Here is a 22593-nt window from a genome sequence, read left to right as displayed (position 1 = left end):
TTACCGGAGGGACAGCTGACGCAGTCGGTGGCGTACATCCCAAAAGTGATGTCACAATGCCTTGGCTGATTGCGGGTCGCCTGATCCACGCAATAAGTCAACCATGAGCAATCTAGAACAGGAGTTCAGATGAGTACCTTCGATAGCAATCATAAACTGATAATTGCTGCCTTCTTGGCCTTGAAAAACAAGGCCATTATTTTGGAAAAGCACACGCTGCGCGGCAATTACCAGATCAACAAGAACCGCCTGCCGTTCTTTATGGTGCACAACTACTACTCGCACCTCAGGGATGTATGCGACCTGCCGATCGTTTTCATGATGAATGAGGAATTGTCCAACACCGCTGCGAGACACTTGTGCCCCGAATTGGTGGTTGAGATGCTGGAGGAGCAACATTTGACACCTCGTGTACAGGTCGATGGCAAGGGGGCCGCTCTGGAGCATGAGGATTTCAAAGCGTCGTTGTCCGATATCAGTGCGCTTTTCTCCGATCGTATCAATGGAATGGTGGGGAGCTTGATGCTGGACTTCACGGTTTCGGCGTTTTCCTGCTTCGAACACTGGATTACGAAGCTCTACGGCGGCTATGCCGAGACGCTTGAGGCGGATTACGAAAAAAGCCGGAAGGATAAAGTCAGCAAGCTGCTCAAGCGACATGGCGAATCGAACTCGGACGAGGATAGGTCGAAGTACCTGAACGAAATTCTGGAGGTGCGAGGTCCTCACCGATCTATCCCGGACAAGATCAATGCGCTTTACAAGATGGTCGACGAGCAGAAGTACGGGCGGAACATCAACCACGATAAGAACATCATCCAATTCTTGGGTGCCTGCCGGAACACAGTTCATAACGCAGGCTTGCATCGAAAGGACCCGCTACAGATTATCTGTAACGGAATTACCTATTCCCTGGATACAGACAGACCCTGGTATAACGCTAGCTATCCTCAATCGATTGCGTTGCTGGGTGAGCTAGTGGATATCTATAGCCACCTCATCAGATCTCTGGATGATTATCCTTTGGACGCAGTCTGTGAGGAAATCAAGCGGCAGCCAGATATGATGCTTTTCGAAACGGCTGTCGAGCATGCCTATAGGTCTGATGGGCAAACTCCGCTCGAATATATACTCGTCGAGGAATTTGAGGTCGGCGAGGTACAGGCGGCGAACATTGCGAAACGTCTTGCGAGGATCAAGGCCGACACCTCCCGGGACCCTGATGAGTTTTGCATCTTTGAGATCCTGTCAGGCGACCTGCTGAAACCCCTCGAGACTCAACCTGTGCCCTGATCCTCGGCCGCTCGTAAGCGCGGGTACCCAAGCCTTTTCGGGGGCTTGGGAAACACCTTTGATTAGGCGACTGCGCGGCCCTTTACGAGTGATTCAGTACTTCGGTCACAGTGCTTAAACATCATTCCGCACACACGTTTAACTTACACGCACTGTTACGCCATAACGGCTACAACACCTTGCGCCGTTGCCTACGCGTACGCCAGAATCCGCCGGCTTACGCGCCTTGAGGCGGGCTGTATCGTTTCCCTGTCACTGCAAAACAGTGATCGGGTTTGGTAGCCCGTCTTCTAAGCGTAATGCGCCGCTATATGCAGTCTCTTTTCGGGGCTCGGTTTTATATGGTGGCCATGCGTGGGGCTCTTTCGGGAGCGCCGGGGTTTACTCGCTTAGACCGGTCTACCAACCCGCGCAATGGTCACCACCCTCGTTTGGTAGCGCGAGTGATGGCTCCTTATTTTTTGCTAAGCGAGTGTCATCTATGTTCAAAATTACGCCGAACCCACCAGAAACCGATCCGATCCCCTACGACGCCGCGCTCGAACCTCAAAACATCAAAGAGGCCACCGACCGCGCGATCAACTTCTACCTCAATCCTTCCGCGCTGAAGACTTCAATACCCACCCGCAAGACCGGCAAGATCTACCTGATCGACCCCACAGTAGATAACGAAACCCTGCTCGTCGAAGCCACTGAAACATTGTCCTCCGCCACTGACATGGCCCGGGAACTCGCCGATTCGATTGACCCTTCACAGCGCAAAAAGATGCTGATCCTGCAACAGGTGATCATGCTCAGTGAGTTGGTAGTCGGCCGAGTCCTGGATAACCAGCGCTTGCCGCACTAGTCGCGATGCAGATGGGTGAGGGGGCTTGCTCCCTCATTTGCACGGAAGCGTCCGCGATCGCGACGCTTCACGCCTTCTATCAAAGAACCTGAAGCGGTTCTTGTCTGGAGTTTCAGCTGATGTCTCAGCCACCCGAAACACCGGTCACCGACCTGGTGTCCCCGTACGCATCGCCCAATTCAAGAAAACTGCACGAAGCGGCAGAACGTGCGCTCGACCATTACCTGTTGCCTGCCGCGATCATGGCCGAACCCTATACCCCAAACGCTCTGTTCATGGCCAACCCGCAAGCAGACACCGAGTCGTTGCTGACCAATGCTTGCGGGTCGTTGGCGTCCGCGTCGGTCATGCTCGGCAATTTTGCCAGCGTACTGGAGGGATCAAACCGCCATACGCTTCTGGGTATTGCGCAAGTGGTCATGTTGGGAGAGTTGGCAGTCAATAAGGCGTTGGATCTTGTTGTGCCAACCGAGTAGTCGCTCACGTTAATGATCAAGCAGTCAGCCTTCGCGGCTGACTGCTTTTTTTGTTTCTACAGGTGATCGGCGTCGATCACAGCCTTGGCAAACGCCTGCGGATCTTCCTGCGGCAAGTTGTGGCCAATCCCGCCGTTGATCAAGCGGAACTGGTACTTGCCGGTGAAGCGCTTGGCGTAGTCTTCAGGCGCCGGGTGCGGTGCGCCGTTGGCATCGCCTTCCAGAGTAATGGTCGGCACGCTGATCGACGGCGCGGTGGCCAGTTTCTGCTCCAGCGCCGCGTATTTCGCTTCGCCCTGCACCAGGCCCAGGCGCCAGCGGTAGTTGAACACGGTGATGTCGACGTGATCGGGGTTCTGCAGCGCTTTGGCGGAGCGGTCGAACGTGGCGTCATCGAATTTCCACTGCGGTGACGCCGTTTGCCAGATCAGCTTGGCGAAGTCGTGGGTGTTCTTCGCGTAACCGGCGCGGCCACGGTCGGTGGCGAAGTAGAACTGATACCACCACTGCAATTCCGCCTTGGGTGGCAGCGGGTTCTGGCCGGCGGCCTGATTGCCGATCAAATAGCCGCTGACCGACACCAGTGCCTTCACGCGTTCTGGCCACAACGCCGAAACAATGTCCGCCGAGCGTGCGCCCCAGTCATAGCCGCCAAGCACCGCTTGCTTGATCTTCAGCGCATCCATGAAATCGATGACGTCGCTGGCCAGCGCCGCGGGTTGGCCATTGCGCAGGGTGTCTTTGGAGAGGAACTGCGTATCGCCATAACCGCGCGCATACGGCATTAATACGCGATAACCCTTGGCCGTCAGCAACGGCGCGACTTCGTCGTAGCTGTGGATGTCGTAGGGCCAACCGTGCAACAGAATCACCACCGGGCCATCGACGGGGCCGGTTTCAGCGTAGGCGACATCCAGCACGCCGGCCTTCACATGCTTGAGCGGGCCGAAGGGCGAGGGCGCAGAATAGCTGAGCGCCGCAGGTTCAGTGGTTTGTGCCTGAGCCACGCCAAAAGTGCCGAACAGCGACAGCGCCAGAATCGAAAGTCCGAAAGCGCTTTTGCGGGTGTGCAGTGCCATCTTCATGGTGACGTCTCCTGTGCGAACCTTTGGCCAAGGGTTGGGAATGAACCCTTCAAACCTTGGGTGCATTTGAGCGCAGGGACGTATCTGGCCTGTGTCGAATCGAGGCTTTGTTGAAAGGCGCTGTGTCGCGGCGGGCTTCGTACACAGTGTGATACACACCGCGAAACAGGCTGATCCTTGGCCTGAATCGGTCAAAAATAATAAGTCGCTGTTTTAAAACAAAAAATATTTCATTTCGTGCTTCACAAACGAAAGGAATGTTGGTAAATTTCGCCCCGTTCTCACAGCGAACCTCACAGAGGCGCTGGACAGAGCAGTAGGGGCGTCGCCAAGCGGTAAGGCAGCAGGTTTTGATCCTGCCATGCGTTGGTTCGAATCCAGCCGCCCCTGCCATATTCGAAAAAACGCCAACTTCGCAAGAAGTTGGCGTTTTTTTATGCCTGCAATTTGGCTTCTGCGCAGAAGGGCGGGCGAGTACGGCGCCGCAGCACCGTACTCGCTAACCAATCAATGCGGTGCGCGCGGGATGGTTTTCATCAGGTCTTCGGGGCTGATGTGGCCGACCACGCTGCCCGGTTGCGGCAGGTTGAGGATGTGGCCCTTCATCTTGCCGATGATGTGCATCTCGCACGGCTTGCAGTCGAACTTCAGCGTCAGCACTTCATCGCCGTGGATCAACTGCATCGGCGCCACTTTGGTGCGCACGCCGGTCACGCCTTTGGCCTGTTTCGGGCACAGGTTGAAGGAGAAGCGCAGGCAGTGCTTGGTGATCATCACCGGCACTTCGCCTGGCTCTTCGTGCGCTTCGTACGCCGCGTCGATCAACTTCACGCCGTGACGGTGGTAGAAATCGCGGGCCTTCTGGTTGTACACGTTGGCCAAGAACGTCAGGTGCGAATCCGGGTACACCGGCGGTGGGCTGGTCTCGGCTTTACGGCTGCCACGCGGATGCGCGGCAACACGGGCGGCAGTCAGCGCTTCGATCACTTCACGGCGCAGGGATTTGAGCTGCGAGTTAGGGATGAAGAAGGCCTGCGGCGCATCCAGTTTGATGTCGGTGGCGTGGTACTGCGTGGTGCCGAGCTGGCCGAGCAGATCGCGCAGTTGCTCCAGCGCCTGCTCCGGCTTGTTGGCAACGCCGAACGGGCCGTTGAGGGTGACGCTGGCGCTGATGCCTTCTTCGCTGGTGGCGGTGATTTCCAGCTGCTCTTCACGCAAGCGTGCGAACCAGCTCAACGCTACACGGCGTTCGGAGGAAGTCTTTTGCAGCGCCTGTTGCCAGTTGTGGTCGAGGTTACGATTCAACGGGTGGTTCGGGCGCAGCTTGAACAGGCCTTCGGGCATTTCGTTAGGCTCGACGCGATAGCGGTAGCGCTTCTCGCCGTCTTCTTCGAACTCACCTTTCGGCTCGGCAATGTTGGCGCGGAAACCGACCACTTCACGCTTGACCAGCACGTTCAAGCCGTCGCCGTTGGACAGCGGCTCCCGGGTCACGACCTGCATGTCTCGCTTGCCGACTTTTTCGACCGTACCCACCGGCAGACCGGTGAAGGTCGGCGAATCGAACGCGCCGATGTCGATCTTGCGATCGGTGACGAAGTAATCGGTGCTGCCACGGTGGAACGTCTTTTCCGGGTCCGGCAGGAAGAAGTGCGCGGTGCGGCCGCTGGAGGCGCGGGCCAGATCCGGACGATCTTCGAGCACGTCGTCGAGGCGCTGGCGGTAGTAGGCGGTGATGTTCTTCACATAGCCCATGTCCTTGTAGCGACCTTCGATCTTGAACGAACGCACGCCGGCTTCAACCAGGGCGCGGATGTTGGCGCTCTGGTTGTTGTCTTTCATCGACAGCAGGTGTTTTTCGTAGGCGATCACGCCACCCTTTTCATCTTTGAGGGTGTACGGCAAGCGGCAGGCCTGGGAGCAGTCGCCACGGTTGGCGCTGCGCCCGGTCTGCGCGTGGGAAATGTTGCACTGGCCGGAGAACGCCACGCACAACGCGCCATGGATGAAGAACTCGATAGCAGCATCGGTTTCATCGGCGATGGCGCGGATTTCTTGCAGGTTCAGCTCACGGGCCAGTACCAGTTGCGAGAAACCGGCCTGGTCGAGGAACTTCGCCCGCTCCAGCGTGCGGATGTCGGTCTGGGTCGAGGCGTGCAGCTCGATCGGCGGAATGTCCAGCTCCATCACGCCCAGATCCTGAACGATCAGCGCATCGACACCAGCGTCGTACAATTGATGGATCAGCTTGCGCGCCGGCTCCAGTTCGTTGTCGTGCAGGATGGTGTTGATGGTGGTGAAGATGCGCGCGTGATACTTGCGGGCGAACTCCACCAGTTCGGCGATTTCGCCGACTTCGTTGCAGGCGTTGTGGCGCGCGCCGAAGCTCGGGCCGCCGATGTACACGGCGTCGGCGCCGTGCAGGATGGCCTCACGGGCGATGGCCACATCGCGGGCAGGGCTGAGCAATTCCAGGTGATGCTTGGGCAAGGACATAGTTTTTTTAGTCAGGCTGTCACGGTTAGGCGCGCATTCTACCCGCGAAACGCGCGCCCGGCACGCCTGTGCTGCCCGATGGCTATTGCAGACCTGGTCTCGCTTTTGCAGGAGCTGCGGCACGCTGCGATCTTTTGATCTTGATTTCAAAGATCAAAAGATCGCAGCCTCGTTCCACTCGACAGCTCCTACAGAGATTTATGTTGTCCGGTCAGGCCTTGGCGGCCATCGCGGTAACTTCCACACGCATGCCTTCGACAGCCAGGGAGGCCACGCCCACGGCTGCACGCACTGGCCAAGGCTTGGCGAAGAAGCGCTTGTAAACCTCGTTGAACGCAGCGCGATCCGCCATATCGGTGAGGTAGATGGTCAGGTGCATCACGCGGTCCATCGAACTGCCGGCACGTTCCAGGGCCACTTTCAGTGCTTGCAGCGTGCATTCGCTTTGTTCGGTGATGCTGCCCAGTTCCAGGCTGCCGTCGGCACGGGTCGGGATCTGAGTAGAAACCATGATGCCGTTGAAAGTGCTGACGTCGGAAGAAATCGAGTCCGCGTCCGGATCGGGAGTGAAGATGATGTCTTGGTTGGCCATGCTGATCCCTTGTTTGCTCAAGTAAAAGATCGCGCCAGTTTACAGATTCCCTGCGCACATGGCCCGTTTGCCCATTCGGTTCCATACTCCTGGGCACAAGGAACGTCTTTTCAATTCATTTGGCTCAGGCAGAACATCAATGCTTGTGATTCGCTCCCGTCAACTATCGGTCCTTGAACAGGGCTGTCGTCGCCAAATCGCCCAGTCTGTCCTCGCCGAGTTGCGTTGTTCGACGCCTCACGCCGTGGCCGGGCTATCGCCGGTCGAAATCGATGATCGACTCGATACCGCAGTCTCCCGCTCCGTCTTGCAGCAACTTGACGCCCGTGATGATATCGAAGCGTTCATACGCGTTTCGCTGATCGTTGGACCGCATTTCGACGAGTACCCGCCGTTCAAAAAAACGCTGGCCAGTCATGACAGCCAGAGCCGCATTCCCGCGTTGTTTTCTCTGGCCAGCGCCGGGGACTGGAACAACGCCAGCCAGTTCGACATCGTCAGCCGCTACCGGAAACTGCCGGGGCGGGTGGATGTGTCGCTAACGCCCCTGCAAGAGTGTCACGCCGAGGCTTACTGTCGCCATGCGCTGCATCCTGATGTCTGGCGTCTCGGCCGGATGAAACCGATGATCGCTGCCGACGATGTGCTGCAAAAGATTCGAGGCCTCGAGGCAAACGCAACGACAGGCTTTGCCATCGTAGATGGTGAGGGTCGATTGTTGGGCGCCATCTTCGCGGGGACCGGGGAGGCGGCCATTGCCATTTCCTACTGGGTCGCCCGCCCGGCATGGGGGCAGGGCATCGCCAGTCAGGCGCTGATGCAACTTCAGGCTGCAAGGAGCAATGAAAAGTTGATGCTGACCATCGATCCCGGCAACGCCCCGTCAGTTAAAGTCGCCACTCACTGTGGCTTTCAGCAAACCGGTTCACTCACGTTCGTGGCTTGAAAAATGGATAGAAGCGTTGATACGACCCTCACGGATGATATCGCTGCTCTCGTTGGTAAATACTGGGGCAAAAAAGATATTGATCCCCATTCGAGCCAACTGAAAGCGCTGTTCAAGCAGATGAAAGATGCCGCCGATGAAGGCGCCTTGCCTGTCAGCAAACAAATTTCCATCGCTATCGAAACTTGCCCCGATAAGTCGGCGAATGCCAAGCGGCTCGACGCGCTGCGTGAGAAGCAGAAGATCCTCTATGAAGAGGCTTGTGCCCTTCGCGATGAAGCCCGTGGAAAGGCCCGCGCGATCCGCAATCAAGCGCGCAAATTGCGGGATAAGGAAACACTCGATGGATGCGCGGATATGTGTATTCAGTTTGAGGATCTGGACTGGAGTGACTATTACACTTTGAACTCCAATATCAAATACCCGGATGTTCGCCAGATCCAGCCCAAGGTCTGTGGGGGAGGGCTGGTTGAATACATGAAACTTTTCGACCTCCTGCAAAGCCAACGCGAGCAATGTTGTTCATTTGATCCGCTTGAGTTGCCTGACTTCACAGCGCTGGTGGAAAAGTTTCCGACCTTGCCCGCCATCCTGATTCCCTCAGGCGGCAGGCAGCGGTCCTGGCTGGAAACTGTCAAGGACAAACCCGAAGAGTTCTGGTGGTATCGATTCGCTGGACAGGTGCCGGTTGTGTTCCTCGTTTCAAATGAGGATATTTCCGATTACCGGGATTTAGAGGACGTCGGTGTAACGCTCGTTGGGTACGATGGTTTTGGCATAGGGTGTGGGCGAGCGGCGGGCGTGCGTGTCGCAGAAAGGCTCGATCGCCTTTGTTTCATGGCCGATGATCGAACCCGGAATCTTTTTTATAGTTACGAAGGGTTCGACTATCCCGTCACGCTCGATTACCTTCAGGATATCGGTGATCTGGAGAAGCAACTTCCCTGGATCAGCGGCGTCGGTCCCAAAGGCGAATTGAACATCCTCACGATCATCAACCCCAAAACGAGTGAGACAGCCAAAGTTGCTTTTCCGAAATATTTCATAGCCTCGAAAGAAGACAAAGCGCTCGCTCGTTATTGTGAAATGCTGCGGCTATTTGCTGGAAAATGGCGCGTGGGGCTGGACACAGGAATGATTGCGGTTGGGTCGGAGGTTGAAGGCAAGGCAAATTTCCCGTTTCATTTTCGGGTTGAGTTCGATGCCAAGAATCCTCCCTATGCAAATGTCCCAGACTCATTCACTGGCGTGAAGGACAAAGAAATAGGTGGCATCGTCAAGTGTGACCGATACAAATCGCTGGGGAACAACAGCTACCCGATAGATTGGGCGCGCCTAAGCACCAGCAAGGGTTTCCTCAACCGATGGGACGCGGTCAAAATGCAGGACTCTGCGATGTACCTGCTATTGACGGAAATCTGTGCCGGGTTGAAAGCAAAAAAAATAGCCGAAACGTTGAGCAAAACGGACGCGGAAGACTTTAAAAAATACATAACGCCCTGGTTCAGTTGAGTGCCTACTAATCCAGCGCAAATGCCGGTCCATAAAAGAAGCCCTGACACTCATCGAGTTCAGGGCTTTTTCGCACCTGGCCTTCAAACGATCAAAATCTCATGAGCGTTAGCGGTTCTTATGGTCGCCAGAACTCCTTCCCTCAATGGACTGAGAGTATTTGAATCGGCTGCTCGCCATATGAGTTTCCAACTGACCCGGCGGGGGCGGGGTTTGTACCGGCGTGTATGCACCGCCCGGCCATACACACGTGATCAACAAACCCCGATCTTTTGACACATCCCGTGTACATCTTGCGCTCACAGTGGAGGCCATCACACCACTACTGATTGAGGGCTGCATCATGCAACGTAATCGACTGATCGCCACTGCCGGCATTCTCTTCGCAATGAGCGGTTTTGCTCACGCCGACGATGCTCAGGCCATGAGCTGGCAAAAAGGGCTGAGCCGCACGGACCTGGTGCGCGAGGACCTCGGCGCTGCCGACCGTGAAGTCATTCAGGCCCGCGTTGACTTCGAGCCGGGCGTCGCCGCACCCCGGCATGCACATCCGGGGGGCGAGGTGGCTTACGTGATCAGTGGCACCTTGGAGTATCAACTGCAAGGCCGGGCGCCAGTGACGCTCAAGGCCGGAGAGTCGTTGCTGATTCCGCAAGGCGTGGCGCACATTGCCCGTAACGTCGGCGCAGGCATGGCTTCGGAGTTGGCCACTTATGTTGTCAGGAAGGGGGAGCCGCTGCTGGTTCTGCAGCCGTGAGGTTGCCTCAGTGCAGAAAAATTGCTGCGACGAGTGCGATGCCGAGGTACGGGCGACCTTGCGCCGGGATTTGACGGCACGTATGCAACTCCATAAAAGTGCGCTTCCTGCAAAGTGATTCGCCATCCGCCACGCGTGTGGTTGCAGTGTCAGGAAGCGCTGGCGCCTGTCTTCAATTTCGATCAATAAAGAGTTTTCGGGGTCTGTTTGCACCTCGGCAAAGGAGAATGTTTGAAGGATTCAGAGGCTTTTATCGACGTTGATTACCGCACTTTCCGTCAGCGAATCCTGCACGACTGCCCGTCCTGTCGCGACGCCAGTCCATCCTGGTATGAATACGACGCCGACGAGTCCCCCCATCGTTATCAGACGTTGCGCAAGAGGGTGCGCGAGTTCCGCGAACAGGTGCGCCGTAGTGTCCGCCAGTTGATGCAGGACAGTCCCGGTCATGAGCCGTTGATTCGACGGGCGCTGGGCATTCCCGCCGAGATTCCTTTGATCGTCGAGCGATGGTCGTGTATCCGCCACTTTGGCCAGAGCTTTGTGCCGCTGTTCCTCACCTGGCCAGCGGTGCAGGCGTTGGCGAATCAGGTCCGCACTTACGAAGGGCGTGAGTATCTGTTCGATTCTCGACTCGAACGCATGCTGAGTGCCGATCTCGGGTTGTTCAATTCAGGAATTGATCTTGCTCTGCGTCGGTTGCCGGCACCGTCTTTCGATCAGTTGCGGACGTTGCGGTCGCTGGACCCGGAATGGGTGCAGGTCTGTTTTCGCGTCGGCGTGCGCAGCGTGGCGGAAATGGAGCCCTATTCGCGTAACGGAAATTATTCGTTGGCCGGTGAGTTGGCCTTGATGCTGGTGGAAGAAGGTGTAATTGCCCGCAAGGAAGAGTTTGCCTGGATCAAGGCGAGCTATGAGTGGCGCTCGCTGCAGGATCACAGCCGTGAACATCTGCTGGCGAAATCCCGTCGGTTGGTACGTGTGTTGCGAACTCACGGCATTGAGCGCCAGCGCATCGCAACGATTTTCGAGTATTGCATCACCAGTTTTGACGGCAAACGATGCGAAGCGAATCTGGCGGTTGTGCAACGCGCCGGTATAGGAGATCTGACGGCTTTATACGATGGCTGCGGCGAGGCGTTGTGGCGGTCATTGCCGGCGAGCTGGGCGTTTGTAACAGACACCATTGGCGCTTGCAGCGTCGCGCAAGTGCAGTCATTCAAGCGTCTGATCGACAGCCGTCAGCAACTGTCGGTCGAGTGCGTCACGTTCCTGAAAAGCCTCGGCGCCGGTATCAACGAACTGGCCGAATGTCAGTCGCTGATTCTGCACGTCAGCAACAAGGACCAGGCTGCGCCGGCAGTTGTCGGTCTCAATCTGCTGGCTGGCGCGCCGCACCTGCTGAGTATCCAACAGTTGACGCAGTGCCTTGCGTACCTGTCCTACCCCGAGAAACTGCCTGAGTATCTGCAAGTCCTGGCCAGATTCGGGTACGGCTCCGCGGCGAGCGTATTGGCATTCCAGAAATGCTATGCAAACAGTTCTGCCTGGTCGCTGGAGCGGTGGATGAAGGTGCTCGGCACTCGCCGTGACGGCGAGCTGGCCGATGTGGTCGATTGGGTTTTGCAGGCGAGCAAAAGTGCCGATGCAGAGGTTTACGACTATCTGGAAGGCGCTGTGCCTTTACCGGATTTCAAGCATCTGCAACAGGTGCTGCCGATCTGCGTACTCGGTCGCCAGTTGCTGCAATTTCTGGTCGAGCGTAAAGGCATGAGTAGCGTCCACGCGATACGCCACTGGTATTTCAAGGTGGTCAAAGGCATTCAAGGCTTTCGCTGGTGGGGTAAGGCTGATGATGTGTATTTCCTGCTGCTGGAGGATGCTTACGGCCGCAACAATTTCAGTCCGGTCGAGGCGAACCAGAGTTGTGTCAGGGCGGTTGTCGAGGCCCGTTGCCTTGACGTGTTGGGCAGTCGGCTGTCCTGTGCCGACGATGCCGCCAGGGTCGCCTATGACCAGGCCAAGGCAGCACTGTTTGCCAAAGAACTGGGCCTGTTGATGCCGGTGTTGCCGAAGATTCTCGACGAGACCGCTGGTGTGGTGCTCAAGAGCGTTCTGCGTGCTGCATGGGAGCCAGCGCACGTACTCGATGAAAAGCTCGCCGCGATCAATCCGTTGATCGACGATCTGGTCGCCGGTCGAGGGCCTTCGGGCGCGCAATTGACTGAACTGGAAGCCGACGCGGTGTCCATGCTTTACCGGACTGCGGTCGACGTGGTGCAGCAGACGTGGCCCGAAGTCGTCGGGCAAGAGCACGATCTCGGCGGGCTGAAGTTGCAAGGTCACTACGCGATGTCCTGGGACAACGCCTTTCGCAGCCTTCGCGTCGGGTTCAAGCTTGAACGGCAAAGTCTCAATGGCCTGGCCTATGCCGCGGCGTACTCGGCAAACTTTCAGTCGCATAACTACGAGAGTATTGCCACCGCCTGCAAACCACTGTTTCCCAAGCGCTTGAATCAGGCTGCTCGTGATCCCTGGTCGCTGGCGGCGCATCTGGGCGTGTTGTTGGCGGCGGCGCGGGAAGATTCTGCGGTGGCGCGCTGGATCAGCGACGACCTGGACGTGGTCGCCCAGATGGCCGGGGAGGGCAGGCAAGCTTTCGAGCGGTTCGAACAACTGAACAAGTTGTTCGGCAGCACCTTGCCGGATGCACTGGATGAACACGCCGAGCGCTTCCTTGCCCGGTTCAGCGAGGCGGACGCCTTGTCTTTTGCCAACCGGCTTGTGCCGTCTGCCGAGGGTTTGTCCGGCAGCGGCCGGGAGCAATTGCACGCTGCTTTCAGACTGGTGAGGGAGAGGGTTCTGCAAACCTGTTTGCGATGGGTCGCCAGAGAACAGGCGAAGTTTGCGAAGGAAAAGACCGAGAATCTGTCCACGGCATTGACGGCGACATTGTCAAAGCATCCGGCGGCGTTTTTTGCCAAACACGCGGCGGCTCTCTGCACGCGGTCCAATACGCTGATGTGGAAAGAGGCCAGGCACGCTCACCTCGTGGTCTTCGACCCGGCGCATCGGCGCCTGGCGGGCATGGCACTGGTGTACATCGAGTTGATCCCTGCGCTGCACCGGGACAAAAAGTGTCTGATCATCAGAGCGATCAACCCGATGGATGACATGCTGGCGGCCCATACCGCCTCATCGATTGTCGACGCATTTTTCAATGTCGCCATTCAGATCGCCGAAGAGAATTCACTGGCGGCTGTCGCCTTTCCCGGATACGGCGGCGCTGATTTGCTCTCCAACCAGGACGCGATACAAAAGGACATCGTCAAGCGTTACACACAAAAGACTGTGAACGGGTTCGGTCATGCAGCGGGCACTGACCTCAGTGAAAGCCCGGAGCATTGGCGCAGGCATCCGCGGCACGTCGGCGCGAGCTTTTTCGCTTATGAGCAGGGCAAGGAAAAGGTCAGCGAGGTTTACGCCATCTGGCCGGGCGATGCCCTACGAACGCAACAACCTGTGGCTTGATTGTCTGATTCTGTGCGTCGCGCTCACCCGGCTTCTGTGGCGTTGATTCGCCGGGTGATCCATTCGCGACTGCAGGCAAGCACGCGGTCTGCGACGGCAGTCGGGAAAGGGATAAAACCGTGGGGAGAGGAGGGCAACCTAAGTGATATTCGCAGTGACCTTGTATGAAAAATCCTAACCCTGTTGCTCGGCTAAATAGCGACTCGGCACTTCCCCCAGCAATTGCTTGAACACTGTGGCAAACGCACTTGAACTGCTGTACCCCAACGTCATGGCGACATGAGTGACCGACTGCCCCTTACCCAGCATGACTACCGCAGCGAGCAAACAGGCCTGTTGCCGCCATTCGATATAGCTGACCCCGGTGTGCAATCGAAAATACCGAGTAAATGTCCGCCTGCTCATCTGCTGGTGCTGGTGGCGATCGTTTTGGGGGCAGGGCACCTGCAGTTCGGGTGGTTGCGCCGTCGCGTAGTCTGACCGGGCATCGATCTTGCGCGAGGAGCTCATCGGCACGCTTGCGTATCGATTATGCGGATTGAGCGCAATATGTTTTCGCGACCGGGTCGATTATCAGAAATCCTCATTGGCAATAGTCTGGCGTGCAGAAGATCCATTCAAACTTGCCGAGGAAACGCTGATGTCCACACTTTTTACGCCTGGCGCTGTTGGTAACCTGCGCACTCCCAATCGCGTGGTCATGGCCCCGATGACACGCTCGCGAAGCACTCAGCCTGGCGATGTGCCTAACGCCATGAACGCGGTCTACTACGCGCAGCGCGCATCGGCCGCATTCATCGTCACGGAAGCCACGCAAATTTCGCCGCAGGGCAAAGGCTATTCCTATACGCCGGGTATTTACAGCGACGAACAGGTTGCAGGCTGGCGCTTGGTGACCGACGCCGTGCATGCCGCGGGCGGTCGTATTTTCCTGCAACTGTGGCACGTAGGGCGGATGTCGCACCCCGACTTCCACAATGGAGCGCTGCCGGTTGCGCCTTCTGCTATCCCGTTCGAGGGCAGCATCTGGAAAGTCGACCCCGAGACCGGCGTGGGCAGCATGGCTGAATGTCCAACGCCTCAAGCCCTGAGTCGTGAAGGCATAGACGCCATCATCGATGATTTCCGCAAGGCTGCTCGTAATGCCCTGAAGGCAGGTTTTGACGGGGTCGAAGTACACGGGGCGAACGGCTACCTGATCGACCAGTTCCTGCGCACCACCTCCAACGTGCGCACGGATGAGTACGGCGGCTCGCGAGAAAACCGCCTGCGCTTTCTCAAAGATGTCATGGATGCCGTGATCGAAGAAGTGGGTGCCGAGCGCACAGCGATTCGGCTGGCGCCATTTCTGACGGCGCGAGGCATGGCGTGCCCGGACATTCTGCCGACGATATTGGAAGCGGCGACTTATTTGCAGGATAAAGGCATTGCGTACCTGCATCTGGTGGAAGCGGACTGGGACGATGCACCGACGTTTCCAGAAGAGTTTCGCCAGGCCGTGCGCGAGCGTTTTCGCAACGCCATCGTGGTGGCCGGGAAGTACGACCTGGATCGCGCAGAGTGGGTGTTGACCAAGGGCTACGCAGACTTTGTCGCCTTCGGCCGAAAATTTGTCGCCAATCCCGATCTGCCACTGCGTCTGGAAAAGGGCTATCCACTGGCCGGTCTGGAGGGCGCTGAGTTATTTGGCGGTACCGAACGGGGTTACTCTGATTTTCCCGCCTGGTCTCGGCAGGCCTGAGAGCTCAGGCCCGGCCAGATATAAATGAAACTCGCCTTGAAACGGGCTCAGTTCGTCAGTTTCAAGGCGATTTCGTCCATCAGCAATTTGACTCGACGTGGCAGTGCGTGGCCGGACGGGTAGACAATTTGCAAGTCCACACCCGGTAAGGAATAGGCCTGCAGCACCTCGATCAACCGCCCGGTGTTCAAGTCTTCGCGCACATCGATGTACGACTTGATACACAGGCCATGCCCGGCAAGACACCATTGCCGCACCTGATCGCCGTCGTTGGCGATGCGCCTGCCCGAAACCGACACCTTAAAAGAGCGACCGTCGCTGCGGAACTGCCATTCACGGTGGATGTTGTTGCCGAAGCGCATCAGGATGCACGGGTGCTGTGCCAGTTCTGCCGGGTGCTGAGGCTCGCCATGGGCCGTGAGATAGGCAGGCGATGCGCACACGACCCGGCGCCCCTCACTGAGCTTTCTGACGCGCAGCGTACTGTCGGGCAACGCCCCGTAACGAATGGCAAAGTCGATGCCTTGACCCGCGAGATCAAGGACGCCGTCAGTCAGATTCAAGTCAACGCTGACTTCAGGATTCTCCTCCAGAAATTGATCGAGAATCGGCACGATGTGGTTTCGGCCCAAGTCAACGGGCGCACTCAGCCGTATCAGACCTGAAATGTGGTCCGTGCCCAGCTTGATACTGCTCTCAATGTGTTCAGCGTCTGCCAGCAGTCGGCGCGCGCCCTCCAGTAGCAACCGCCCTTCATCGGTCAAACTGATGGAACGCGTCGTGCGAGTCAGAAGGGTCGCTGCGTAATGCTTCTCCAGAGCGGCGAGCCGTTCCGAAACCGAGGTGGGTGATAACCCTGCCTCTCGGCCTGCCGCCGACAACCCGCCTTTCTCGACAATCAACAAAAACAGCGCCAGGTTTTCAATGAGCATGTTTCGGATTTCCCTGAACAGGATTGCGCGCTGGATTCTACGCCAGATTATTCAGGGAAATCGTTTCTCAAAGCACCTTGAGGGGAGACACGACCAAGGCCTATCGTGCCGTAGGGCCAGATGTCAGGGCCCTCAAGACCTTCCAGCTCCCGGTACCGACGCCGGCCCTGTTCGGAGAGCGGTTTGTATAGACTTGATAACCCGCACTTTTTCTTCCTGCGAAATGATTACAGGTATCCAGGTATCCACCTTGAGAATTGTTGTATTCGTTGCGGAGGCTGACCGCGTCTCCGATGTAGATCTGTGAGCCGACAGCGCCGAACAAAATGACCCAATCGAGAGTTTTGTGACCGGTTTTTTCCACTCCGCGATTCGCCTTTTCGGCGGTGGAGACGTTGTAAAGCTCTGGTGCAGCGGCGTAATTGTTCGTGTCGAGGTAACCGCCGCCGTTTTTGTCGCTGTATCCCGGACCGTCTCCGTACAGATTCAATAGTCTGATGGTGTCGCCAGAGCGCACCCTGTCACCGTCTGGCTTACCCGTTGCGGATCCGATCAACCAAGTGTCGATAGGGCCTTCTTTTTCTGGTGATAGAACGGACACAACATCGTACTTGGCCCCGGCTTCCTTGGACTCGTCATAGACCGAGAGATAGCCGCCGTTCCAATCCGCATAACCGTTGAGAAAGCGGACTTTGTCACCATATTTGAGGACATCGGCCTTGGGCTCAGTGTTGAGCGTTTTCTTCTCGACGCTGACGTTGAATGAGCCGCTGTTGTTCCCGTAATCTGCGGCCAAATCATTGATGAGAAAGGTGAGTTCTCCGTCGGTCGGTACTGTCCAGCGGAACACTCCGTTATTGATCGGGGTGAGACAGTCATCGCCGATCTTCATCAAGAGCGCACCGACAAGTCCGTCCGGATAAACCAACCCGGCTGGCTTGTACGAACCCACGAGGCTCTCATCCCCTTGAGGGCCGTAGGCCCTGCCTGAACCTCGCTCCACCCAGCCCGCGGCGATAATCGTAATGACGTCTCCCTTCTTGACCTTGAAACCGGTCTTTTTGCCGCTCTCCAGCTTCGCATCGACCGTGCCGGACCAGATATCGGGTTGAGACATGGTGAAGCTCCTTTTCTATAGTGATTCCCGTGGCATTGGCCGGGAGGCAACAACGTTTTTCCGCGTTGTGACCTGCGTATTCACTAGTAAAGGAACCCTCGTTTCAAAGGTACGAACTGGCTAGCTCCATGCTCATACTGACAGTTTGGGATCCCTTCCCGCAGGTCGCGAACTGAATATAGGGGCTGATTTTGAGCTGTCAAAAAATCAGGCTGTATCGTTAACAATTGTCCGTTTCTGGCGGCAAGGAGACGATCACCTTTGTGGTGTTTTCCTGCCACGTCGCTGTCGTCGTGACCCGCCGGGCAGTTAAATCTCGACGCGAACTGACGCGCAATAAAACGTGTCTCTACGGATAACTCGCAACGCCATTTTTACGACTAAGGACGGTGATCATGAGTATCAAATGGCTGTTGCCCGGCTGCGCTTCGCAGCCAAATCATGCGCTTGATGATGTTGCGCTGTCGGTATTTGGGCCGATCAAACAGTCTTGGTAAGCCAGGCTTGGGTTTGCGCTTCATCGAGCGCAGCGGGATGACGGGTTGCATTGATCTTGGTCGCACGCAGTAGCGGCGTAGCGCTTCGGCGTCGTAGCCCTTGTCGGCAAGCAACCATCTACAGCGTTTACGCAGGCGGCCCGGTTGGCTCGATGGAATGCTGACCTCTTTTAACAGGGGGTGGGCGTAGCTGATGTCACTGGCATGACCGCCAGAGAGGAGGAAGCGCAACGGTGTCCCGTTGGCGTCGCAGAGCATGTGGATTTTGGTTGTCAGGCCACCGCGACTGCGGCCTAGAGCGTGATCGGCAGGCTCTAGCCCCCTAGTTGGCAGAGCTGGATGAGGCAGATAGAACTGAAGCCGGCGAGAAGATTGACCGCAACGCAATCAAAGCGACTTTGGCGCAACTTGAGGTCAGGCACTCCAATAACCTGACTTGTCAGGCGCTGATGAAATCGATGGAGCTTGAGCAATTCAATACCCACGAAAGCGATGCACGAATGCTACGAACGCACAAAGGGCCTCGGGTCGGGTACAACGTGCAGACGGCCGTGGACGCTGAAACCTGCATGATCGTGCATCATGAAGTGACTCAGGACAGTGATGATCGCAAGCAACTTGAACCGATGGCCAAGGCCGCCAAGGAGCAACTCTCACAAGATGAACTGACGGTCACCGCGGATGCGGGCTTCTCCAATGGCAAGCAGTTCCAGGCATGTGAGGATGAGAACATCACGGCTTATGTACCTGTGGCGCGATCACTCAACTCCTGCGGCAAGGAACAGGCATTTTTTGATCGAACAGCATTTGCCTACGATGCGTCGCAAGATCGATATCAATGCCCTGCCGGAAATTGGCTGATCTTTAAGCAGATCAGCCAGAAAGGCCGGATCTACCAGGCGGCGGTGAGCGACTGCTCAAGCTGCCCGTTAAAAGCGCAATGCACCGACGCCCAACGCCGATATATCTCACGCCATCTGCACGAAAAGGCTTTCTAGGTTCTGTACGAAATCCCGAGAAACCCAATCGGCGTCCCTCGGAAGCTGAAATTTTGTAGAGTTTCCAGCTATCTACGGAAAGGAATCCTGTGATGGCAAAGCGTTACGAACTCTCGGATGAAGCCTGGGCTGTGGTTGCTGATCTCTTCACCGAAACACATGGCCGGGGGCGACCCCGTCTGAGCGATCGCCTGATGCTCGATGGCGTGCTCTGGGTGCTCTGCTCAGGTGCTGCGTGGCGAGATATGCCGGAACGCTTCGGCCCGTGGTCAACGGTCTATCAACGATTTAGGGGCTGGCGAAACCAGGGGACATTCGATCAGATGCTCAAACGCTTGCACCTGAGATTGAATGAGCAAGGCTTGATCGATTTGCAAACCTGGATGATCGACTCAACCGCAGTACGCGCAACCCAAGCCTCCTCTGGCGCCGGGAAAAAAGGGGGCCTGACGAGCCTGCCGATCACGCTCTAGGCCGCAGTCGTGGTGCCCTGACAACCAAAATCCACATGCTCTGCGACGCCAACGGAACACCGTTGCGCTTCCTCCTCTCTGGCGGTCATGCCAGTGACATCAGCTACGCCCACCCCCTGTTAAACGAGGTCAGCATTCCATCGAGCCAACGTGGCCGCCCGCGTAAACGCTGTAGATGGTTGCTTGCCGACAAGGGCTATGACGCCGAAGCGCTACGCCGCTACTGCGACCAATACCGAATGCAACCCGTCATCCCGCTGCGCTCGATGAAGCGCAAACCCAAGCCGGGCTTACCAAGACTGTTTGATCGGCCCAAGTACCGACAGCGCAACATCATCGAGCGCATGTTTGGCTGGCTGAAAGAGAACCGCCGGATCGTGACACGCTTCGACAAGCTCGCGAAAAGCTATGCCGCTATGGTCTCGCTGGCTTGTTCCATGCGGTGTTTGCGACATCTCTTTTCGTACAGAGCCTAGCGAATAGAACAGTGAATGCAGGCGCATCCCGAAATGATGGTCAGGAGAAGATCCATCGTCGAGCATCCCTTCGGCAATCTTAAACAGTGGTTATTTGGCAACGCCCGCTTCTTGCTGCAACAGCTTGAGGGCACGAGGGCTGAAATGGCCTTGGCGGTAAACGCCTACAACCTGAAAAGAGCGATTAATGTACTTGGCGCACGTCAGTTGATGGCGTTGATGGGCTAAAAAGCCTTTTTTCGTCGGCTGTGAGCACAAAAGCAATCAGCGTGTTTTCACACAGTCTGGCGAGGAGCATTCAGCGGAAAAAATGGATGAAATAGGCAGCAGACTTGATCGGTTTTGAACGGCTGCCGTTTTTTGAAAGCACCTATGGCTCAGCAGTCGAAAAATAGCGGCCTACTTCAGATAATCCCTAAGTGCCCGAAAACTGCTTATGCCTTTTTCTTCTGTTTGACCACTAAAACCATCAAAAATATTATTATTACCTGTCATTTATGACAGTTCCCTAAACGTGTCGAAATGTCTAACCTTAGAAATTAGCTACAAACTAATTTGAACCTAATTACAAGGAAGTGGTAATGAATCAATTTAACGCTAGAAAAAACCATAGTTACGTCAGCCACATACTTTGCCTTAACCGCATACACCAATACTGCCTTAGATTCAAAGTTAGAGACTATTCAAGCAAAACTGACTCTCCTAGGCGAAATAATTGACGGTGCCGATAAAGATAAATTTCATGTAGGTATCTAGCTCTCTAAGTATCTGAAGAAAAGTCTTCATGTTTTCTCTGTGAGTGTTTTTGGCGGAGGCCATGCTGCACAAGGTCTTAAGCTCTAATCCTTTGAACAGTTAAGTGCGAAAATTTCTGTCCGGGCACTTACCAGTATCACTTTAAGCTTCAACTTTCGGTCTTAACCATTTCTCAATGAATAGTAGTGCAGGGGTTTATATGAAACATGGAGTGTTTGAGTTGGTTCGTCGAGTGCTGCCGTCCGGCCTAACTATTGGAGTCTCATATTTTGATAGAACAAGCGAGGAACATCCAGTGGCTCTTCAAACAGCACTGCAAGATGCCGTCAAAGTAGTTGCAGCCAAACACGATTTCGCAACCGATGACAGCGTCGACTTATCGATTAGAAACCTCTTTAGTGGTGATGCTCAAGCAATGATTCTAGAAGCTGCGTGGGATATTGATCATCCAGTTATTATAGGTGTTTGGATTTTTTTTAGAGCGGCTTGTATAGTAAGAGGCGAGAGTGGATTAGAGTCGGTTCGGGCAGTTTATAGTGAGGATATTGCGATTATTTCGGCGGGCGTAAAAAAATTAATTCATACGACGCCGGTTAATAAGAGCTTTCCAAAGGATATGAAATTTGGGGAGTTTTTTATGATGGAATTAGTTGAGTTTATGTCATCAAAGAGCAGTTCCGTTTTTGGTTATACGCCAAAGTTTATTCGGGGTGAAATTTGTCTGACAAACAAGAAGATGAAAGATCTGTGCGATCATTTTGGTAGTGTTGTCGGTATAGCTGCTGATAGTGCTGTTCTTAAAATCGTGGATGCAGAGAACTTCATTCGGAAAAATGACGTGCATGTTGTCGAAATGCATACAATGGAACTACACGGACAACTGGATTCAAATAATTTTGTGATGCGCTGGGTGGGTGATGGAGATGAAGTAGTCCTGGTGAGTTTTTCGAAATGCATATCGACCAATTACGGAAAAACGATTGTGCAAATGCAAGCATGCACAGAGGCCATGCCATCGAAGTCGTTAATTTTGGAGGAGGTTTTTCTATCATTGTTATCAGCGGGTTTGAATGAAATTCGAGGCAGATGCTGGGGGGCAACTGATCGCGCAATGGTGTCGAAAAGATCTCAAGATATTGAAGAGTCTTCGGGCAAAGGCAATCTCCCTGATATGTATTTACATGTGTTAAAAGATGCCGAGGCTCTGATGGCTTTAGAACGATTGGGATTTAAGCGGCATTGCTTCGGTAGTTCAGCCATGAAACCACTAGTGACGGATTTATCTTTCATGAGAAACAAAAAAATCAAACTTGCAACCCTTGCTGAGTCTAGGCGTTGTACGAAAATTACTGTCTAAAATACTGCATGGTGCAAGCTAGTGAGACCATCGCCGCATAACTTTTTGAAAGTTTGTCGAAGCGCGTAACAATGCGGCGGTTCTCCTTCATCCCGCCGAACATGCGCTCGATGATGTTGCGCTGCCGGTACATGGGCGATCAAGCAGTCTCGGTAATCCCGGCTTGGGTTTGCGCTTCATCGTGCTTAGCGGGATTACCGGCTGCATCCAATAGTGGTCGCAGTAGCGACGCAACGCTTAGGCGTCATAGCCCTTTTCGGCCAGCAACCAACTACAGTGCTTGCGGGGGCGACCGTGCAAACTCGGCATGTAAGCGTTATCCAGCAGCGGTTGCGCATAGTTGATGTCGCTGGTTTGCCCACCTGGCAGTAGAACGTTTAGCGGTACGCCATTGGCGTCGCATAACATGTGGGTCTTCGTCGTCAGGCCGCCCCGGCTACGCCCGAGCGCATGGTCTTGCGCTTCTTCAGGCCCCCTTTTTTCGGTTCTTCACGGAATCCCGGGAAACACAGAAACAAGAACGCCGATTTGATTGATGATGTTCGTGCGAGCAAACACATCTAACAAACCGGCGTTCTTATGCGCGATATTAATACTTTCCTTCCTTTTTGGGAGGGCTTTTCTGTCGTCACGATCAAGCCTGATGGTGATGCCCTCCAGATCGATCTGACACCCCTCGCCACCCGATTCCCTTCCTGTGGTGGGTGCCAA

16 protein-coding genes, 1 tRNA gene and 6 pseudogenes are annotated in these 22593 nt (G+C 55.5%); 13 read left to right on the top strand and 10 right to left on the bottom strand.

From position 1 onward, the window contains the following. The first annotated feature begins 129 nt into the window (after positions 1 to 129). The 3 genes from CKW18_RS23320 to CKW18_RS23310 all read left to right on the top strand — a co-directional run bounded on the left by CKW18_RS23320 (position 130) and on the right by CKW18_RS23310 (position 2616). Positions 130 to 1293, top strand: a complete 1164-nt coding sequence (locus CKW18_RS23320) for a hypothetical protein (RefSeq protein ID WP_095190948.1) — start codon at positions 130 to 132, stop codon at positions 1291 to 1293. 481 nt (positions 1294 to 1774) lie between these two features. After that, on the top strand, positions 1775 to 2140 hold the full coding sequence (locus tag CKW18_RS23315) for a DUF6124 family protein (protein ID WP_007919069.1): 366 nt from the start codon (positions 1775 to 1777) through the stop codon (positions 2138 to 2140). Between the two features lie 119 nt (positions 2141 to 2259). After that, positions 2260 to 2616: a DUF6124 family protein gene (locus CKW18_RS23310; protein WP_095190947.1), complete on the top strand. Its 357-nt coding sequence runs from the start codon at positions 2260 to 2262 to the stop codon at positions 2614 to 2616. A 56-nt stretch (positions 2617 to 2672) separates the two neighbouring features. Here the strand turns inward: CKW18_RS23310 and CKW18_RS23305 are convergent, their stop codons facing one another. After that, positions 2673 to 3701, bottom strand: coding sequence for an alpha/beta fold hydrolase (locus tag CKW18_RS23305; protein WP_095190946.1), 1029 nt, complete (start codon positions 3699 to 3701; stop codon positions 2673 to 2675). A 318-nt stretch (positions 3702 to 4019) separates the two neighbouring features. Here CKW18_RS23305 and CKW18_RS23300 point away from each other — a divergent pair. Next, positions 4020 to 4094: transfer RNA gene (locus CKW18_RS23300), tRNA-Gln, on the top strand. Between the two features lie 114 nt (positions 4095 to 4208). On the opposite strand, the gene CKW18_RS23295 is transcribed toward CKW18_RS23300, so the two are convergent. Together CKW18_RS23295 and CKW18_RS23290 are read right to left on the bottom strand one after the other, a co-directional pair. Beyond that, positions 4209 to 6197 (bottom strand): U32 family peptidase, encoded by a 1989-nt coding sequence (locus CKW18_RS23295; RefSeq protein ID WP_095190945.1) that lies wholly within the window; start codon positions 6195 to 6197, stop codon positions 4209 to 4211. Positions 6198 to 6408: 211 nt separating this feature from the next. Next, complete coding sequence (locus CKW18_RS23290) at positions 6409 to 6789, bottom strand: RidA family protein (protein WP_095190944.1); 381 nt, start codon at positions 6787 to 6789, stop codon at positions 6409 to 6411. A gap of 139 nt (positions 6790 to 6928) precedes the next feature. Here CKW18_RS23290 and CKW18_RS23285 point away from each other — a divergent pair, with 139 nt between their 5' ends. From CKW18_RS23285 to CKW18_RS23270, 4 genes are all read left to right on the top strand, one after another. After that, positions 6929 to 7735, top strand: a complete 807-nt coding sequence (locus CKW18_RS23285; RefSeq protein WP_170947310.1) for a GNAT family N-acetyltransferase — start codon at positions 6929 to 6931, stop codon at positions 7733 to 7735. 3 nt (positions 7736 to 7738) lie between these two features. Beyond that, on the top strand, positions 7739 to 9247 hold the full coding sequence (locus CKW18_RS23280) for a hypothetical protein (protein ID WP_095190942.1): 1509 nt from the start codon (positions 7739 to 7741) through the stop codon (positions 9245 to 9247). 388 nt (positions 9248 to 9635) lie between these two features. Further along, the gene (locus CKW18_RS23275) at positions 9636 to 10004 is read left to right on the top strand and encodes a cupin domain-containing protein (RefSeq protein ID WP_256587080.1); all 369 of its coding nucleotides are present in this window, start codon (positions 9636 to 9638) and stop codon (positions 10002 to 10004) included. Between the two features lie 231 nt (positions 10005 to 10235). Continuing rightward, the gene (locus tag CKW18_RS23270) at positions 10236 to 13535 is read left to right on the top strand and encodes a hypothetical protein (protein ID WP_095190940.1); all 3300 of its coding nucleotides are present in this window, start codon (positions 10236 to 10238) and stop codon (positions 13533 to 13535) included. A 23-nt stretch (positions 13536 to 13558) separates the two neighbouring features. On the opposite strand, the pseudogene CKW18_RS31160 reads toward CKW18_RS23270, so the two are convergent. Both CKW18_RS31160 and CKW18_RS23260 read right to left on the bottom strand, forming a co-directional pair. Next, positions 13559 to 13672, bottom strand: a pseudogene (locus CKW18_RS31160) (alpha/beta hydrolase); the annotation flags it as partial. A gap of 37 nt (positions 13673 to 13709) precedes the next feature. Then, positions 13710 to 13940: pseudogene (locus CKW18_RS23260) on the bottom strand (helix-turn-helix domain-containing protein); the annotation flags it as partial. Positions 13941 to 14172: 232 nt separating this feature from the next. Here CKW18_RS23260 and CKW18_RS23255 point away from each other — a divergent pair. Beyond that, positions 14173 to 15276 carry an alkene reductase gene (locus CKW18_RS23255; protein ID WP_256587079.1) on the top strand — a complete coding sequence of 368 codons (1104 nt, stop codon included), beginning with the start codon at positions 14173 to 14175 and terminating at the stop codon, positions 15274 to 15276. 47 nt (positions 15277 to 15323) lie between these two features. On the opposite strand, the gene CKW18_RS23250 is transcribed toward CKW18_RS23255, so the two are convergent. The 3 genes and pseudogenes from CKW18_RS23250 to CKW18_RS23240 all read right to left on the bottom strand — a co-directional run. Continuing rightward, positions 15324 to 16208 (bottom strand): LysR family transcriptional regulator, encoded by an 885-nt coding sequence (locus tag CKW18_RS23250; protein WP_095190938.1) that lies wholly within the window; start codon positions 16206 to 16208, stop codon positions 15324 to 15326. A 100-nt stretch (positions 16209 to 16308) separates the two neighbouring features. After that, the gene (locus tag CKW18_RS23245; RefSeq protein WP_095190937.1) at positions 16309 to 17325 is read right to left on the bottom strand and encodes a LecA/PA-IL family lectin; all 1017 of its coding nucleotides are present in this window, start codon (positions 17323 to 17325) and stop codon (positions 16309 to 16311) included. Between the two features lie 428 nt (positions 17326 to 17753). Next, a pseudogene (locus CKW18_RS23240) lies at positions 17754 to 18137 on the bottom strand (transposase); the annotation flags it as partial. Positions 18138 to 18148: 11 nt separating this feature from the next. On the opposite strand from CKW18_RS23240, the pseudogene CKW18_RS23235 reads away from it, so the two are divergent. The 4 genes and pseudogenes from CKW18_RS23235 to CKW18_RS23220 form a co-directional block, all read left to right on the top strand. Further along, positions 18149 to 18817 (top strand): annotated as a pseudogene (locus CKW18_RS23235) (transposase); the annotation flags it as partial. A 95-nt stretch (positions 18818 to 18912) separates the two neighbouring features. Then, positions 18913 to 19769, top strand: a protein-coding gene (locus tag CKW18_RS23230) for an IS5 family transposase (RefSeq protein WP_095190936.1) whose coding sequence is annotated in 2 segments (ribosomal slippage) — positions 18913 to 19254 and positions 19257 to 19769 — 855 coding nt in all. Because the reading frame shifts where the segments join, the coding sequence is not laid out codon by codon here. A gap of 15 nt (positions 19770 to 19784) precedes the next feature. Beyond that, positions 19785 to 19997 (top strand): annotated as a pseudogene (locus CKW18_RS23225) (transposase); the annotation flags it as partial. Between the two features lie 703 nt (positions 19998 to 20700). Then, entirely contained in the window at positions 20701 to 21882 is a 1182-nt protein-coding gene (locus tag CKW18_RS23220) for a hypothetical protein (protein WP_141233145.1), read from the top strand. On the opposite strand, the pseudogene CKW18_RS23215 reads toward CKW18_RS23220, so the two are convergent. Together CKW18_RS23215 and CKW18_RS30675 are read right to left on the bottom strand one after the other, a co-directional pair. Next, positions 21872 to 22365 (bottom strand): annotated as a pseudogene (locus CKW18_RS23215) (IS5 family transposase); the annotation flags it as partial. The gene CKW18_RS23220 and the pseudogene CKW18_RS23215 sit on opposite strands and share 11 nt — an antisense overlap. A 6-nt stretch (positions 22366 to 22371) precedes the next feature. Continuing rightward, positions 22372 to 22593 (bottom strand): hypothetical protein (locus CKW18_RS30675; protein ID WP_170947309.1); only part of this gene is annotated, 222 nt, incomplete at its 5' end.

It is taken from the genome of Pseudomonas sp. Irchel 3E19 (assembly GCF_900187585.1).
Lineage (GTDB): Bacteria > Pseudomonadota > Gammaproteobacteria > Pseudomonadales > Pseudomonadaceae > Aquipseudomonas > Aquipseudomonas baetica.
This window is presented reverse-complemented; position numbering and strand designations above follow the sequence as displayed.